This window comes from Streptomyces sp. NPDC048057, assembly GCF_040653095.1.
Taxonomy (GTDB): Bacteria; Actinomycetota; Actinomycetes; order Streptomycetales; family Streptomycetaceae; genus Streptomyces.
On record NZ_JBEZNF010000028.1, the window covers coordinates 56,538 to 70,841 of the forward strand.

Annotated in this window: 13 protein-coding genes; 8 read left to right on the forward strand and 5 right to left on the reverse strand. The window is 72.3% G+C overall.

Features of this window, described 5'->3' with window-relative positions:
• Nucleotides 1-59: 59 nt before the first annotated feature.
• The 5 genes from AB0E05_RS28560 to AB0E05_RS28580 all read left to right on the forward strand — a co-directional run bounded on the left by AB0E05_RS28560 (nucleotide 60) and on the right by AB0E05_RS28580 (nucleotide 6,397).
• Nucleotides 60-755: an antibiotic biosynthesis monooxygenase family protein gene (locus AB0E05_RS28560; RefSeq protein ID WP_361968610.1), complete on the forward strand. Its 696-nt coding sequence runs from the start codon at nucleotides 60-62 to the stop codon at nucleotides 753-755.
• Nucleotides 752-3,055, forward strand: coding sequence for an FAD-binding protein (locus AB0E05_RS28565; protein ID WP_361968612.1), 2,304 nt, complete (start codon nucleotides 752-754; stop codon nucleotides 3,053-3,055). The genes AB0E05_RS28560 and AB0E05_RS28565 overlap by 4 nt, the downstream gene beginning before the upstream one ends.
• A gap of 100 nt (nucleotides 3,056-3,155) precedes the next feature.
• Entirely contained in the window at nucleotides 3,156-3,533 is a 378-nt protein-coding gene (locus tag AB0E05_RS28570; RefSeq protein WP_361968614.1) for a helix-turn-helix transcriptional regulator, read from the forward strand.
• Nucleotides 3,534-3,727: 194 nt separating this feature from the next.
• Nucleotides 3,728-4,591, forward strand: a complete 864-nt coding sequence (locus tag AB0E05_RS28575) for a GNAT family N-acetyltransferase (RefSeq protein ID WP_361968616.1) — start codon at nucleotides 3,728-3,730, stop codon at nucleotides 4,589-4,591.
• A 111-nt stretch (nucleotides 4,592-4,702) separates the two neighbouring features.
• Nucleotides 4,703-6,397: a VanW family protein gene (locus AB0E05_RS28580; RefSeq protein WP_361968618.1), complete on the forward strand. Its 1,695-nt coding sequence runs from the start codon at nucleotides 4,703-4,705 to the stop codon at nucleotides 6,395-6,397.
• 299 nt (nucleotides 6,398-6,696) lie between these two features.
• On the opposite strand, the gene AB0E05_RS28585 is transcribed toward AB0E05_RS28580, so the two are convergent.
• Nucleotides 6,697-7,068: a BlaI/MecI/CopY family transcriptional regulator gene (locus AB0E05_RS28585; RefSeq protein WP_361968621.1), complete on the reverse strand. Its 372-nt coding sequence runs from the start codon at nucleotides 7,066-7,068 to the stop codon at nucleotides 6,697-6,699.
• Between the two features lie 281 nt (nucleotides 7,069-7,349).
• Here AB0E05_RS28585 and AB0E05_RS28590 point away from each other — a divergent pair, with 281 nt between their 5' ends.
• Nucleotides 7,350-8,126: a M15 family metallopeptidase gene (locus AB0E05_RS28590; RefSeq protein WP_361968623.1), complete on the forward strand. Its 777-nt coding sequence runs from the start codon at nucleotides 7,350-7,352 to the stop codon at nucleotides 8,124-8,126.
• A 123-nt stretch (nucleotides 8,127-8,249) separates the two neighbouring features.
• Nucleotides 8,250-9,545, forward strand: a complete 1,296-nt coding sequence (locus AB0E05_RS28595) for an agmatinase family protein (RefSeq protein ID WP_361968625.1) — start codon at nucleotides 8,250-8,252, stop codon at nucleotides 9,543-9,545.
• Between the two features lie 107 nt (nucleotides 9,546-9,652).
• On the opposite strand, the gene AB0E05_RS28600 is transcribed toward AB0E05_RS28595, so the two are convergent.
• The gene (locus tag AB0E05_RS28600) at nucleotides 9,653-10,483 is read right to left on the reverse strand and encodes a sulfurtransferase (RefSeq protein WP_361968627.1); all 831 of its coding nucleotides are present in this window, start codon (nucleotides 10,481-10,483) and stop codon (nucleotides 9,653-9,655) included.
• A 353-nt stretch (nucleotides 10,484-10,836) separates the two neighbouring features.
• Between AB0E05_RS28600 and AB0E05_RS28605 the strand changes: the two genes are divergently transcribed.
• Nucleotides 10,837-11,607, forward strand: coding sequence for a VOC family protein (locus tag AB0E05_RS28605; protein WP_361968629.1), 771 nt, complete (start codon nucleotides 10,837-10,839; stop codon nucleotides 11,605-11,607).
• A gap of 92 nt (nucleotides 11,608-11,699) precedes the next feature.
• Here the strand turns inward: AB0E05_RS28605 and AB0E05_RS28610 are convergent, their stop codons facing one another.
• The 3 genes from AB0E05_RS28610 to AB0E05_RS28620 form a co-directional block, all read right to left on the reverse strand.
• Complete coding sequence (locus AB0E05_RS28610; protein ID WP_361968631.1) at nucleotides 11,700-12,377, reverse strand: thymidine kinase; 678 nt, start codon at nucleotides 12,375-12,377, stop codon at nucleotides 11,700-11,702.
• Between the two features lie 82 nt (nucleotides 12,378-12,459).
• Nucleotides 12,460-13,662: a nucleotide pyrophosphatase/phosphodiesterase family protein gene (locus AB0E05_RS28615; protein ID WP_361968633.1), complete on the reverse strand. Its 1,203-nt coding sequence runs from the start codon at nucleotides 13,660-13,662 to the stop codon at nucleotides 12,460-12,462.
• Nucleotides 13,662-14,279: a DUF5998 family protein gene (locus tag AB0E05_RS28620; RefSeq protein ID WP_361968636.1), complete on the reverse strand. Its 618-nt coding sequence runs from the start codon at nucleotides 14,277-14,279 to the stop codon at nucleotides 13,662-13,664. Before AB0E05_RS28620 ends, AB0E05_RS28615 begins: the two co-directional genes overlap by 1 nt.
• Nucleotides 14,280-14,304: the final 25 nt, after the last annotated feature.

Below are 14,304 nucleotides of genomic sequence, written 5' to 3' on the forward strand. Positions count from 1 at the left end.
ACAGCGATCACCCGGGTCCCAGAGACGCAAGAGACGCCAGAGACGAAAGAGACGTCCAGATGCCCTTCATCACGCCGGACAACGGCTCGCTGACCGTCTTCAACCTGTTCGACACCCGCACCCGTGAGGACCAGACGACCCTGCTGGACACGATGCAGGGGATCATCACGGGCGCCAACTACCCCGGCTGGCGGTCCTCCACGCTGCACGGCGGCATCGACCAGCCGTGCGCCGCCAACTACATCCAGTGGCGCAGCGTCGAGGACCTGCGGGACCGCTACGAGGGCGAGAGCTTCAAGCACAACACCGTCCCGTACTTCACCGACCTCACCACCTCCGTCCACCTGCTCAAGACCGAGGTCGTCGCCACCCATCTGCACCCGGAGCTGGAGCAGATCGAGATCTCCCCGGACCGCGACGACTTCACCGTCATCGTGATCATGGGGGTCGAGGAGGCGAACCAGGCACGCCTGGTGGACCTGTTCGCCAAGCCGGACCCGTGGATGGAGGGCGTCGCCGGCTACCGCTCCCACTCGATCCTGCGCGGCCTTGAGGGCGACTTCGTCGTCAACTACGCGCAGTGGGACAGCCGCGAGGCGTACGAGGCGTTCCACAACCTGCCCGAGGAGGAGCGGCCGGCCGACTCGCGGTCGATGCGCGCCGCCGCCCGTCCGCTGCTGACCTCGCGCTCCTCGAACACGTACGAGGTCGTGTTCTCGCGGTCGGCCGCGGCTGACGCGGACGGTGCGCAGTGACCGTGGAGTCCTTCGTGCCGGACCCGGTGGTGGTCCTGCCCACCGACCGGCGCTACGCCGAGTTCGTCCGCGGCGACAACTACCGCTTCACCGGCGAACCCGACCGGGTCGTGCTCGTCCGCACCACCGAGCAGGTCGCCGACGCGCTGGGCGCGGCCCTGGCCGAGGGCAAGCGGGTGGCCGTGCGCAGCGGCGGCCACTGCGGGGAGGCGTTCGTCTCCGACCCGGCCGTCAAGGTCGTCATCGACATGTCGCTGATGTCCGGGGTGTCGTACGACCCGGAGCGGTGCGCCTTCGCCGTGGAGGCGGGGGCCAACGTGGGCCAGGTCTACAAGGAGCTGTACCGCAACTGGGGCGTGACCGTGCCCGCGGGCGTGTGCACCGCGGTGGGCATGGGCGGGCACGTCTCGGGCGGTGGATACGGTCCGCTGAGCCGGCTGCACGGCCTGGTCGCGGACCACCTGTACGCGGTCGAGGTCGTCCACGTCGACGCCGGAGGCCGGGTGCGGACCGTGGTCGCCACCCGCGAGGAGGACGACCCGCACCGCGAGCTGTGGTGGGCGCACACCGGTGGCGGCGGCGGCAACTTCGGCATCGTGACCCGCTTTTGGCTGCGCTCGCCCGGGGACGTGGGGCCGGCCCCGGAGCAGTTGCTGCCGCAGGCGCCGTCGTCGCTGCTGACCGCGATGGTGGCGTGGTCGTGGGAGAGCTGCGACCAGGCGGCGTTCACCCGGATCATGCGCAACTTCATGGCCTGGCACGTGGCGAACAGCGCGCCCGACTCCCGGTTCGCGCGCCTCTTCGCGTCGCTGTGGGTCCGACACCGCTCGGGCGGTGATCTCACGATGTACGTGCAGGTCGCTGACGGCCCCGACGACCCGGAGTCGGGCGCCGACGCGCTGCTGGACGAGTTCCTGGCGGCCGTCGAGGAAGGCACCGGGGTCAGCCCCTTCGTCTTCCGCCACCGGCTGCCCTGGCTGACCGGCGTGCGCTACATGGGGCAGGGCGACTCCGGCCCGGTGCTGGGCGCCCGCAACAAGGCGAAGGCCGCGTACCTGCGCGGGGTGCACTCGGACGAGCAGATCGCCGCCCTGTACCGGTGGTTCAACAAAGAGGACTACTTCGGCCGCGAGTCGCTGATGATGCTCAACGGCTACGGCGGCGCCATCAACGCCCTCGCGCCCGGCGACACCGCGTCCGCCCAGCGCGACTGCGTGATCAAGGCCTCGTACTCCGCCGCCTGGCACGACCCCGCGGAGGACGAGGGGCACATCGCCTGGGTGCGCGGGCTGTACCGGGAGCTGTTCGCGGCGACCGGCGGCGCCCCCGTCTCCGGCGAGCTGGCGGACGGGTCGTACATCAACTATCCGGACGTCGACCTGACCGACCCCGCGGAGAACACCTCGGGGGTGCCCTGGCACGAGCTGTACTACAAGGACAACTACCCGGCGCTGCAACGGGTGAAGGCCGCCTACGACCCGCGTGACGTGTTCCACCACGCGATGTCGGTGCGCCTGCCCGCCGCCGACGACGCAGGTGCCGACCGCCCCCACCCCCAGATTCCGGAGAAGAACGTGTCCTTCGCCTCTGACCACATCCCGGACCGCTACGACTTCGAGAGCATGTACCGGGGCGATCAGGACGCTCCGCCGGTGCAGCCCTGGGACATCGGCCGTCCGCAGCCCGCGCTGGTGGACGCGCACAAGGCCGGGCTGATCACGGGCGCGGTGCTCGACGTGGGCTGCGGCCTGGGCGACAACGCCGCCTTCCTGGCCTCCCAGGGCCACCGGGTCACCGCGGTCGACGTGTCGCAGATCGCGGTGCGCGAGGCGAGCGCGCGGGCCGCGGCCAAGGGCGTGGAGGTGGAGTTCGCCGTCACCGACGCGACCCGGCTGACCGGCTTCGACGACCGCTTCGACACGATCGTGGACAGCGCCTGTTACCACTCGCTCGCCGAGGACGACCGGGTGCGCTATCTGGAGGCGCTGCGCCGGGCGGCCCGGCCGGGCGCGCGGCTGCACATCTTCTCCTTCGCCGAGGAGCTGCCGGCGCCGTTCCCCGGTCCGCACCGGCACAGCGCGCGCAGCCTGCGCGAGGTGGTGGGCGGCGTGTGGGACGTGGTGACCGTGGAGGAGGCCACGTACGCGAGTTCGCTCGGCGCGGCCGACGTCGTCGAGATGACCCGGGCCGAGTACCCGGACCGGGAGGTCGACGCGGACAGCCTGCCCGGTCTCGAACTGGACGAGTTCGGCAAGGCCACGATGCCGGTGTGGCACGTGGTGGCCGTGCGGCGCGACTGAGTCCGCCGCGGTGACGGCCGGCCCCCTCTTCGCCCGGGCGCGGGGGGGCCGGCCTTTCCGCGCGACAGCCGGCAAATGAACGTTCCGGAAGGAGTACGCCATGCGCAACCCCGTCGACGCCCCGCCGGCGTCGTACACCGAGAGCGGCACCTGGCCCGACGGACCGCTGACGCCAGACGCGCCGCCGACCGCCCACGCGGGCCGGGCGCTGGCCCGCAGCCTGCGGGCCCTGATGCGGGCGCGCAGCCTCAGCGCCCGTGCGCTGGCCGCGCGTACGGGCACCACCCATCCCACGGTCCGGCGCATCCTCACGGGCGCGGGGCTGGTGGACGTGCGCACCGTCTTCCTGTTGGAGGTCGCGCTCCAGGCGCCGCTGTGGCCCGCCGACCTGTACGCCGACTTCCACCGCAGAACGGGGGCTTCGGGCACCGCGACACCGTCGGGTCCGGCCGTCGGCGAGGGAACGGAAGGCGGCTGACGGCCGTGCGCGGTGCGCCGGACGCGCCCGTACGCCGTCGACTCCGCGCCCCGGAGCGGCAGACGGGCCGGGCCGGGGATCCGGCCCAGCCCGGGCCGTCGCCGACGGCCGGCGCCGACTGCTGCATCGTCGTCCATTCGCCCCCTCCACACTGGAACCACTAAACTTCTACGCAGTGTAGTAGTTTGCGCAACGTGGATGCCCACCAGCGCGCAGCCGCGCTCCCCAGCCCTGCCCCCGGGGCCGCCCCGCCCCTCCTCCCCGTCCCCGCCGCACGCCGCGCCAGCGACCCCGACAGCACTGACGCCGCACGCGCCGCCGTGCGCACCATGGCCGCGGACGACCTCCCGTACGTCGTCGCGGAACACCTGACGCACTTCCCCGACGGGTTCTTCGCCCGCCTCGGCCCCGCCTTCCTGACCGCGTACTGCGGGACGTACCTCAACAATCCGTATGCGCGCGGCTACCTCGCGCAGACGGACCAGGGGCCGGCCGGCTACCTCCTCGGGGCCCTCGACCCGCCGGGGCACCGGGCCCACGTCCTGCGCTCCCACCGGCTCTCGCTGGCCGCGCGCGGCGCGCTCTCGCTCGCGGTGCGCCCGCGGGTCGCCGGGCACTTCCTCCGGACGCGGGCGGGGCGGTACGCCCGCACCCTCGCCCCGGGACGCCGCACCGAGCCCGCACCGGCGCCGCCCGCGACGCCCTCGCCACCCGCGCCCCCGGCACCGGACGAGGAGCCCGACACCACCGCCGTCCTCGCGTACGTGGCGGTGGCGGCCCCGGCCCGCTCGCTCGGCCTCGGCGCCGCCCTCATCCACCGCTTCGTCGCGGACGCCGCCGAAGCCGGGTGCGCCCGCGTCAGCCTCGTCACACTCACCGGACAGGGCGGCGCCGGCCCGTACTACGAGCGGCACGGCTGGCTGGCCCGCGGGCGCTCGACCACACCCGACGGCCGCTCCTTCACCACGTACGAACTACCGCTCACCGCCGGCCCGAAGGCCCTCCCCGACCCCGCGGAGCCGGACCCCGGTGCCCATCCACCAAAATCGGAAAGGTAGGATTATTTACCGTTCCCTTACCAAGGTATCGGTAACGTCCTTAGCAGTGACCACCTTGGCCGGGCTGCGCCCGGCCATCTGTCGTTCCGGACATTTCTTCGGGGGAGATCCATGCGTCGCCGAATACATCCCGCCGCTGTCGCGAGTGGCGCCGTCGTCCTGGGAGCCGGGGCGCTGTACGTCACCGGACTCCTGGTGACGGGCGACGAGGTCCCGAAGGGGACCAGCGTGCGGGGTGTCGACATCGGGGGTCTGAGCGAATCGGCCGCCCAGCAGAAGTTGGACCAGCAGCTCCAGGCGATAGCCGGTGCGCCCCTGGCAGTGACCGTCGGCGACAAGTCGGACAACGTCGACCCCGCCAAGGCCGGGCTGAGCTTCGACACCGCGGAGACGGCCGCGCTCGCAGCCCGCTCCGACAAGGACCCCCTCACCGTCATCGGGAACCTCTTCAGTTCCGGCGGCGGCAAGGTCGAGCCGGTGGTGCGCGTCGACGAGGACCGCACCCGCGCCGCTCTTGAGGAACTGGCGAAGAAGCACGACCGCAAGGTCCGCGAGGGCTCGATCACCTTCGCCAAGGGCGAGGCCAAGCAGGTGCAGCCGCTGAGCGGCCAGTCGCTGGACGTGGACGAATCCGTCGACGCCGTGCGCACGGCGTTCACCGGCAGCAAGCCCGGCCCCACCGCCCTGCCGGTCAAGGAGACCGCCGCGAAGGTCGGCGCGGCCGAGATCGACCGCGCGATGAACGAGTTCGCCCGCCCCGCGATGTCCGGCTCCGTCACGCTCACCACGTCCGGCGGCCGGATCACCATCTCCCCGTCGACCCTCGGCAAGCACCTGACGATGGCCCCCGGCAAGGACGACCGGCTGGCGCCCAAGCTGGACAGCGCGGCCCTGCTGAAGGACCCCCGCGTCGCACCCCAGCTCGCCGCGGCCACGAACGAGGCCACGGACGCCACCCTGCGGCTCAACGGCGGCAAGGTCGAGGTCGTCGCCGACGGCAAGCCCGGCCAGGAGGTCAGCGCCAAGAGCCTCGGCGACGCGGTCGTGCCGCTGCTGACGAAGACCGGCTCCGCGGCCCGCACCGGCGCGGTCGCCACCGTCGAGACCCAGCCCGAGGTGACCGCCGAGAGCGTGGCCAAGCTGGGCATCACGGAGCAGGTGTCCTCCTACACCAGCACCTTCGAGCGCGCCGAGTACCGCACGAAGAACATCGGCCGGGCCGCCGAGCTGATCAACGGATCGACGATCATGCCGGGCGAGACCTGGAGCTTCAACGGCACCGTCGGCGAGCGGACGCCGGAGAACGGCTTCGTCGACGGCATCATCATCCTCAACGACAAGTACACGAAGGCGGCCGGCGGCGGCGTCTCCACGGTCGCCACCACCATGTTCAACGCGTTCTTCTTCGCCGGCCTGAAGCCGGTGGAGTACGGCGCCCACTCCTTCTACATCGAGCGCTACCCGGAGGGCCGGGAGGCGACGGTGGCCTGGGGCAGCCTCGACCTGCGGTTCAAGAACGACTCCGACAGCGCCATCCACATCCTGACCAGCGCCTCGGACACCGAGGTGACCGTGACCTTCCTCGGCACGAAGAAGTACGACGAGGTGAAGGCGGTCAAGGGCCCGCGGACCAACGTCAAGGAGCCCGGCACCCGCCCCGGCGCCACGAAGGACTGCCAGCCGCAGACGCCGCTGGAGGGCTTCGACGTCACGGTGGAGCGGATCTTCGTCGACGGCGGCCAGGAAGTGAAGCGGGAGCCGTTCAAGACGCGCTACACCCCGCGCGACGAAGTCACCTGCGACTGATTCCGGCGCGCTCTTGACGTTCCCGCCGTAGCCCTTCGGGTGCGTTGCCCTCTGCGGCCCGTCTGTGGCTGTTCGCGCAGTTCCCCGCGCCCCTGTTTCGCTACCCCCGCCACTTGCCTGCGGGCTGGAGGCGGAGGTCTTCGGGGGCGCTGGCCCCCAGCCCTCTGGGCGTTGGTGGGGGTCCCCCCCCGTGACCGCAGGGCACAGGGGGAGGAACTGCGCGACAGGCCCACCACCGGGCCGCAGAGGGCAACGCTCCCGAAGGGAAACCGCGGTTCCGTCACGCGCAGGGGCGCGCGTCAGCGCTCGCCCTCCCGCTCGTGCGACGTCCGCAGCGCCTCCCACAGCGCCGCCGCCTCGTCCGCGTCCAGCCGGTCCACGAAGCGCACCAGCGCTCCCCTGCGGTCCGCGGAGGTCTCCAGCGCCTGTTCCATCAACGCGGCGGTGTAGTCCTCCGCGGACCGCGCCGCGCGGTAGCGGTACGAGCGCCCGTCCTTCTCCCGACTGAGCCACCCCTTGGCCCGCAGCCGCTCCGCGACCGTCATCACCGTGGTGTAGGCGAGCGGGCGGCTGTCGTTGAGCGCGTCCGTGAGCGCCCGGACGCTCATCGGCTCCCCGCCCCGCCACACCAGGGCCATGATGTCGGCCTCCAGCTCACCCAACGCGCCCATTCCGGCTCTCCCTCGTCGATCCCGTCGCGCCGGCCCCGTGCCACCGACCGCGCCCCACCAGTCTGCCCGTCGTCCGACGCGGAGCCGACCGGACACCATTCACTAATCTTCTACGCTGTGTAGTAGATTGGTCCACGGCGGCGCGTGACGCCCCGGTCCGCGCCGCCCCCCGGGCACCCGCCCGCGCCCCTCGCGCCCGCAACTGCCCACGCCCGTACGTCTGCGCCCGCACCCCTGCACCTCCGTACCCGGTCCCCCTCGAACGTCGCCAGGAGCCACCCTTGTCCCGCCATCGACCGCGCCGCCTCAAAACGATCGCGCTGCTGCTGTCCACCGCCCTCGCGGCCACCGCGTGTTCGGCCGCGACGGACGACGGCGCGTCGCCGGCCGACCCCGAGGGCACCCGCGCCGGCGCCTCCCCCACCCCTTCACCCGCTCCCCCGCCGCCGCCCGCGCTCGACGCCGAAGTCACCCCGGTGCCCGACGAGCAGTGGGAGCGCATGGTGGCCGTGGGCATGTGGCGCAAGGGCTGCCCGGTCGAACGCGACCAGCTCCGCCGGGTGGAGATGAACTACCACGACTTCGACGGCGGGGTGAGCCGTGGCGCGCTCGTCGTGAACGCCGACGTCACCGAGAGCGTCGTGCGGATCTTCACGGAGCTGTTCGAACAGCGCTTCCCCGTGCGTCGCATGCAGTCGGTGGAGGCGTACGGCGGCGACCTGGACAAGAGCCTGGCGGACGACAACACCTCGGCGTTCAACTGCCGGCGCCCCGACCAGATCAACGCGCCCTTCGCCGAGTCCCCGCACGCCAACGGCCGCGCCATCGACATCAACCCGCTGGAGAACCCCTGGCAGGACCTGCGCAAGAAGACCTGGTTCCCCAGCAAGGAGTTCAGCGCCCGCACCCCCGGCAAGGGCAAGATCCTCAAGGGCGGTCCGGTCTGGCAGTCGTTCGTCGACGAGGGGTGGATCTGGCAGAACATCAAGGTCGCCGACTACATGCACTTCGACACGGGCTACCCCTCCGTGCCCTTCACCGGCCGCAAGCGCCCGTGACCTCCCGGGCCGGACGCCCGCGCCCGGCCCGGTGCTACAGTCCGAGGAGGCGCTATCAGAGCGCCTGCCGACGAGGGTGGCCGTACCGGTTTCCGTGGAAAGACGGCCTCGTTGGAGGCTGAAATGCCGAAGACGCCCGATCCCCGTGCACACGACGACGCGACGTCGCCGGGGAATGACTCCCCTCCCGAAGGCCCCGACCAGCAGCACGACGCCGGTCACGCGCCTTCACCCCACTCCCACCAGCACGCGCATCAGCACAGCCACTCCCACAGCGACGCCTTCGCCGTGAAGGAGGGCAAGTGGGCGCAGGACGCCGAGGAGCGGCTGTCCCTGTTCCGGCACGACGAAGAGATCGAACGGGGCCTGGCGTACGGGCTGTCGGGGTCGCCGACGCTCGTGGACCGGACGATCCCCACGTTCTCCCGCGGCGAGCTGCCGCACTTCGCCGGTGAGCGCGGCACCTTCCTGAAGTCCCCGTTCCTGGAGGACGTCAACCAGGTCGACGACGCGGAAGTGGCCGTGTTCGGGGCCCCGCTCGACTCCGGCGCCACCTACCGCCCCGGCGCCCGGTTCGGCCCGCAGGGCATCCGACGGTCGACGAACCTGTTCGGCACGTACTGCTTCGAGCTGGGCGTCGACCTGCGCGAGCAGCTGAACATCGTCGACATCGGCGACGTGTTCACCATCCCCGGCAGCCTGGAGAAGTCCTTCGACCAGATCAGCCAGGCGATGGCGCACGTGTACCAGCGCGGCGTCTTCCCGGTGATCCTGGGCGGTGACCACTCCATCGGGTACCCGACCATCCGCGGCATGGCGCCATACGTGGACGGGAACATCGGCATCATCCACTTCGACCGGCACGTGGACACCCAGGAGACCGACCTGGACGAACGCATGCACACCACTCCGTGGTTCCATGCGACGAACATCAGGAACGCCCCCGCGACCAACCTGGTCCAGGTCGGCATCGGCGGCTGGCAGGCGCCGCGGGCCGGGGTCAAGGTGGGGCGCGAGCGCGGCACCACCGTGATCACGGTGGGCGACGTCGAACGGGTCGGGATCGACAAGGTCGCCGAGATCGCGCTGGAGACGGCGTGGAAGGGCGCGAAGGCGGTGTACCTGTCCTTCGACATCGACGTCATCGACGCGGGCTTCGTGCCCGGGACGGGCTGGCCGGAGCCGGGCGGGCTGCTGCCGCGGGAGGCCCTGAACCTGATCAGGAAGATCTCGGCCCCCGGTCTCGCCGGGCTGGAGGTCGTCGAGTGCGCCCCGCCGTACGACTGGGCGGAGCAGACGGCGCTGCTCAGCTCGCGGGTGATCCTGGACTCCCTGGCGGTCCTGGTCCGCGAGGGCCACCTGGGCAAGAAGGCGGCGGTACGGGATCGGCACGCGTGGGGTCCACCGTCGGTCGCCTGAGTCACGACGTGGCGCGGACCGCGGCTGTCGGTGGCCGCGGTCCGCTCCACCTGCCGCGCTCGGCGTCAGCCGGGCGCGGCACTCCCCCGGTGCCAGCCGGGTTCGCGTCAGCCCGGCTGGGCGCCCGTCGCCACCGGGCGCTCGGGGTCGCGGGACCATTCCGACCAGGAGCCGGCGTACAACGCGGGGGTGAATCCGGCGAGTTCCAGCGCCAGCGCCTGCTGCGCCCCCGACACCCCGGAGCCGCAGTACACCCCGACCGGCCCGGTCGCTGCGCCGGCGCCGAGCGCGGTGAAGCGGGCCGTCAGCTCGTCGGCCGCGAGGAAGCGTCCGTCCCGCCCCAGGTTCTCCGTCGTCGGGGCCGACACGGCGCCCGGGATGTGGCCGGCCACGGCGTCGACGGGCTCGACCTCACCGCGGTAGCGCTCGCCCGCGCGGGCGTCCAGCAGCAGTCCGGAGCGGGCCAGCTCCGCCGCGCCGTCCGCGGTCAGCAGCGGCAGCGCGCCCGGCTTCGGCACGAAGTCACCGGGCGCCGGGGCGGGCGCTTCGGTCTCCAAGGGGCCGGTCCAGGCGGCGAGTCCACCGTCCAGGACGGCTACGTCCGCGTGCCCGGTCCAGCGCAGCAGCCACCAGGCGCGGGCGGCGCCCCACCCCTTGTCGGCGTCGTACACGACCACGGACGAGTCGGTCGACACGCCGGCCCGGCGCATCACCGCGCCGAACGCCGACACGTCGGGCAGCGGGTGTCGGCCGCCGTCACCGGGCGGGCCGGCGAGCTCGGCGTCCAGGTCGACGAAGACCGCGCCGGGGACGTGCCCGGCGTCGTAGTCGGGGCGGCCGTGCGGGCCGCCGAGCTGATAGCGGACGTCGAGGACGACCGGAGGGCGGGGACCGGCGAGCGCGCTCGCCAGCTCCGCGGCGGAGACGATGGGCTTCATGCCCCCATCCTGGCGCACGCCCCGCGCCCGCGATCGGACCGGAGCAGCGGGCGCCCGGCTGACCGGAATCCGTCGGTGGCCCGGCCCTGGCTCGGTCGAGTCGCCACGAATTCTCACAAAAATGGGCATCCTCCAGCGGTAACCCGCCAAAAGCGGCGCGGCCGGGGCGCGTTCCGCGTCAGGGAGTGGAACCATGCGCACCGGGGCGCACGGCTTTTGGACACACCACGGCCCAGGGAGTGTCTTCAAAGTGGCGTCGTCCGCCCTTCAGGCAGACGGGACTTCGAAGACACGATCTAGGCCCGCGTCCCGTCCCCGCACGGCCACCACGATGGTCCGAGGAGAGAGTGACGATGACCGAGGCGACTCGGCACGCACCCGGCTCACCCTGCTGGGTGAGTCTGATGGTGCACGACCTTGACGCGACGCAGCACTTCTACGGCGAGTTGTTCGGCTGGGAGTTCGCCCCAGGCCCGCAACAGCTCGGCCCCTATGTACGCGCCCTGCTCGACGGCAAGGAGGTGGCGGGCATCGGGCGGTTGCCCGCCGACCGCCATCTGCCCGTCGCGTGGACGCCCTATCTCGCCACCGACGACGTGAACACCACGGCGGAGACGTTGCGCTGTTGCGGCGGCACCGTCGGCGTCGGCCCGCTGGACGCCGAGGACGCGGGCCGGCTCGCGATCGTGACCGATCCCGCGGGCGCGGTGTTCGGCCTGTGGCAACCCGCGGCGCACCAGGGCTTCGCCCTGCACGGCACCCCCGGCACCCCGGTGTGGAACGAGTTGTTGACGACGGAGACCTCGTCGGTCGCCAAGTTCTACCAGTCCGTCTTCGGCTACGACGTGGAGCCGGTCGACGCCGTCGACGACGACTACGTGGTGCTGGTGCTGGGCCGCCGTCCCGTCGCCGCGCTGCGCGGTGTCGGGGGCGCGCTGCCGCGCGACCGCGGCACGTACTGGATGACCTGGTTCGAGGTCGAGGACCCGGACGTGGCCGCGCGGCGGGCGCAGGATCTCGGCGGGCGCCTCCTCAGACCGCCCCGGGACACCGCCCAGGGGCGTACGGCGACGGTCGCCGACCCGGAGGGCGCGGTCTTCGCGGTCGTGCGGTCGGACCACTGACCGCGCGGGGACCCGTGCTCGCGCCGGGACCCGTGCTCGCGCCGGGACCCGTGCCTGAGTAGGCCCCGGGCCGTCGGCCCCCTGCGCCGGCCTCAGTCGACGCGTACGTCCACGGCGCCGCCCTGTGCCCCGTCCACCGGCAGCACGTCCGGGGAGAGGGCGGCGGCCCGGGCGCTCGCGGCGGTCATCCGACGCCGGTGGTGGCGCCGGCACACCACCTCGTAGCCGACCTCGTCGCCGACGTTCACGTCGCCGATCACCACCTGGGCGCCCTCCACGACCATCCGGCCGCCGACGGTGCGCGCGTTGTGCGTGGCCCGTGCACCGCACCAGCACAGCGCCTCGACCTGGAGGACCTCGACCCGGTCGGCGAGTTCCACCAGCCGCTGCGAGCCGGGGAAGAGCTTGGAGCGGAAGTCGGTGGTGATGCCGAAGGCGAAGACGTCCAGCTCCAGGTCGTCCACCACCCGGGCGAGCTGGTCGATCTGCGCCGGGTTGAAGAACTGCGCCTCGTCGGCGATCACGTAGTCGCAGCGCATGCCCTGCGAGAGCCGGTCGACGAGGTGGGCGTAGAAGTCGAAGTCCTCCGTGGCCTCCACGGCGTCCGTGACCAGGCCGAGCCGGGACGACAGCTTGCCCTCGCCCGCGCGGTCGTCCCTGGTGAAGATCATCCCCTGGAGCCCGCGGGCGGACCGGTTGTGCTCGATCTGGAGGGCGAGGGTGCTCTTGCCGCAGTCCATGGTGCCGCTGAAGAAGACCAGCTCGGGCATGGGTGGTTGAGGACCTTTCGGCAGTCGTTCGGGGTGGTGTGACGCGAGGCGGGAAGGCGGGCGCATGACTCGCGCGCCGGGCCTACGGCCTGACTTCGATCAGCGGTACGAGCTGCTCCACCGGCGTCATGGAGCCGTGCATGCCGACCATCGCGGACTCGTTGGGCTCGTGCACCGATGCGATGATCACGGCGTCGTCGCAGGCCGCGGCCACCACGTCGCCGATCCGGCCGATGACCCGCTCGTCGACAAAGGGGCCGAACCAGCCGGCTTCGATCGCCTCCGCGCGGCTCGCCACCCAGAACCGGTCGCCCAGCACCTCGCGCCACACGGTCAGCACGTCGGCCGCCGCTCCCGGCACGGCGTACACATGACGGGCCCGGCCCTCGCCGCCGAGCAGGGCGACCCCGGCCCGCAGCTCCCAGTCCTCGTCGAAGTCGATGCGCGCGTCCTCGTCGAAGGGGACGTCGATCATGCCGTGGTCGGCGGTGACGTACAGCGCCGAGCGGGCCGGCAGCTGCTCCGCGAGCCGCTGCACCAGGCGGTCGACGTACATGAGCTGGCCGCGCCAGGCGTCGGAGTCCACGCCGTAGCGGTGGCCCATGCCGTCGACTTCGCTGTAGTACGTGTAGATCAGCGAACGGTCGGCCGCCCCGAGCTGTTCGGCCGCGAAGTCGACGCGCTCCTCGCCGCCGAGGCGCCCGTGAAACGTTCCGCCGCTGAGCGCGATCTGGGTCAGCGGGGTGTGCTCGAAGATCGGGGACGACACCTGGGCGGTGTGGATCCCGGCCGCGTGGGCGAGCTGGAAGACCGTGGGGTACGGCTGCCACGCCCGGGGATCGGTGTACGGCTTCCAGCGGAGCTGGTTCATCAGCGCGTCCGTCGCGGGGTCGCGCACCGTGTAGCCGGCGAGTCCGTGCAGGCCGGGCGCGAGGCCCGTGCCGACGGAGGCGAGGGAGGCGGCGGTGGTGGCGGGGAAGCCGACGGTGATGGGCCGGCCGGTGCCGCCGCGGGAGGTGTGCAGCAGCGAGGAGAGGTACGGGGCCTCGTCCGGGTGGCTCCTGATCTGCTCCCAGCCGAGGCCGTCGATCAGGAACACGCAGTTCCGGTCGGCGGGGGTCAGCTCGGGTATCGAGGGGGTCAGCCCCGGGACGCCCTGGTGCGCGGCGAGCGTCGGCAGCAGGTCGGCCAGCGAGCCGGCGCCGTACTCCGGGACCGGCGCTCCGGAGACCGCGAGCGGTTCCGGTTCCTCGGGCCAGGTGGCCGCGGTCGTGGGCAGCGTCATCAGCGGGTGGTCGCGGTCGGAGCCGAGGCGGCGGTCCCCGTCGCCGCGGTGGCCTCCGAGAGCGCCTGGGCGAAGGCAAGGGTCTGCCGCACGGTGTCCGGGCCGTCGCCGGCCTCGCTCACGCGCAGGCTCAGGTCGTCGGCGGTGGAGTTGCCCGTGTAGCCGTGGTCGGCGTCGCAGTTCGGGTCGCCGCAGGCGGCGGGCTCCAGATCGAGCCGGGAGACCGCGCCCCAGCCGATGGTGAGGACCACTTCGCGGGGGAGCGTGCCGGGGGTGTACGACTCCGGGTTGGCGACGACCCGGCTGACGACGACCGACGAGATCCGGTCGAGCTTGACGGACTCGGTGGAGGTGGTGGCGTACGGGGTGGGCGAGCCGGAGTCCGCGGTCTGCTCGTCGGTGTGGCTGACGATGAAACGGTTGCCCGTGAGGACGAGCACGGTGACGTGGCGACGCACCTCGTTGGAGTCGAACGTGGTCTCCTGGTGGACCAGGTACGACGCGATCTGCTCGCCTCCGACGGCGGCCTCCACCGCCTCTGCCACGAGAGCCGGGTAGTAGCCGCTGCGCTCGATCGCCGCGCGCAGCCCCTGGGTCGTCGTACCGGTCTTCGCCATGTGGTCCATCCTAAGGGCCCCGAAG

Bases quoted from the DNA above. Each gene is read 5' to 3' on its own strand.
- AB0E05_RS28610 (WP_361968631.1), bottom strand. From the start codon at position 12,377: ATGCCCGAGCTGGTCTTCTTCAGCGGCACCATGGACTGCGGCAAGAGC.
- AB0E05_RS28595 (WP_361968625.1), top strand. From the start codon at position 8,250: ATGCCGAAGACGCCCGATCCCCGTGCACACGACGACGCGACGTCGCCG.
- AB0E05_RS28615 (WP_361968633.1), bottom strand. From the start codon at position 13,662: ATGACGCTGCCCACGACCGCGGCCACCTGGCCCGAGGAACCGGAACCG.
- AB0E05_RS28560 (WP_361968610.1), top strand. From the start codon at position 60: ATGCCCTTCATCACGCCGGACAACGGCTCGCTGACCGTCTTCAACCTG.
- AB0E05_RS28605 (WP_361968629.1), top strand. From the start codon at position 10,837: ATGACCGAGGCGACTCGGCACGCACCCGGCTCACCCTGCTGGGTGAGT.
- AB0E05_RS28600 (WP_361968627.1), bottom strand. From the start codon at position 10,483: ATGAAGCCCATCGTCTCCGCCGCGGAGCTGGCGAGCGCGCTCGCCGGT.
- AB0E05_RS28620 (WP_361968636.1), bottom strand. From the start codon at position 14,279: ATGGCGAAGACCGGTACGACGACCCAGGGGCTGCGCGCGGCGATCGAG.
- AB0E05_RS28580 (WP_361968618.1), top strand. From the start codon at position 4,703: ATGCGTCGCCGAATACATCCCGCCGCTGTCGCGAGTGGCGCCGTCGTC.
- AB0E05_RS28585 (WP_361968621.1), bottom strand. From the start codon at position 7,068: ATGGGCGCGTTGGGTGAGCTGGAGGCCGACATCATGGCCCTGGTGTGG.
- AB0E05_RS28570 (WP_361968614.1), top strand. From the start codon at position 3,156: ATGCGCAACCCCGTCGACGCCCCGCCGGCGTCGTACACCGAGAGCGGC.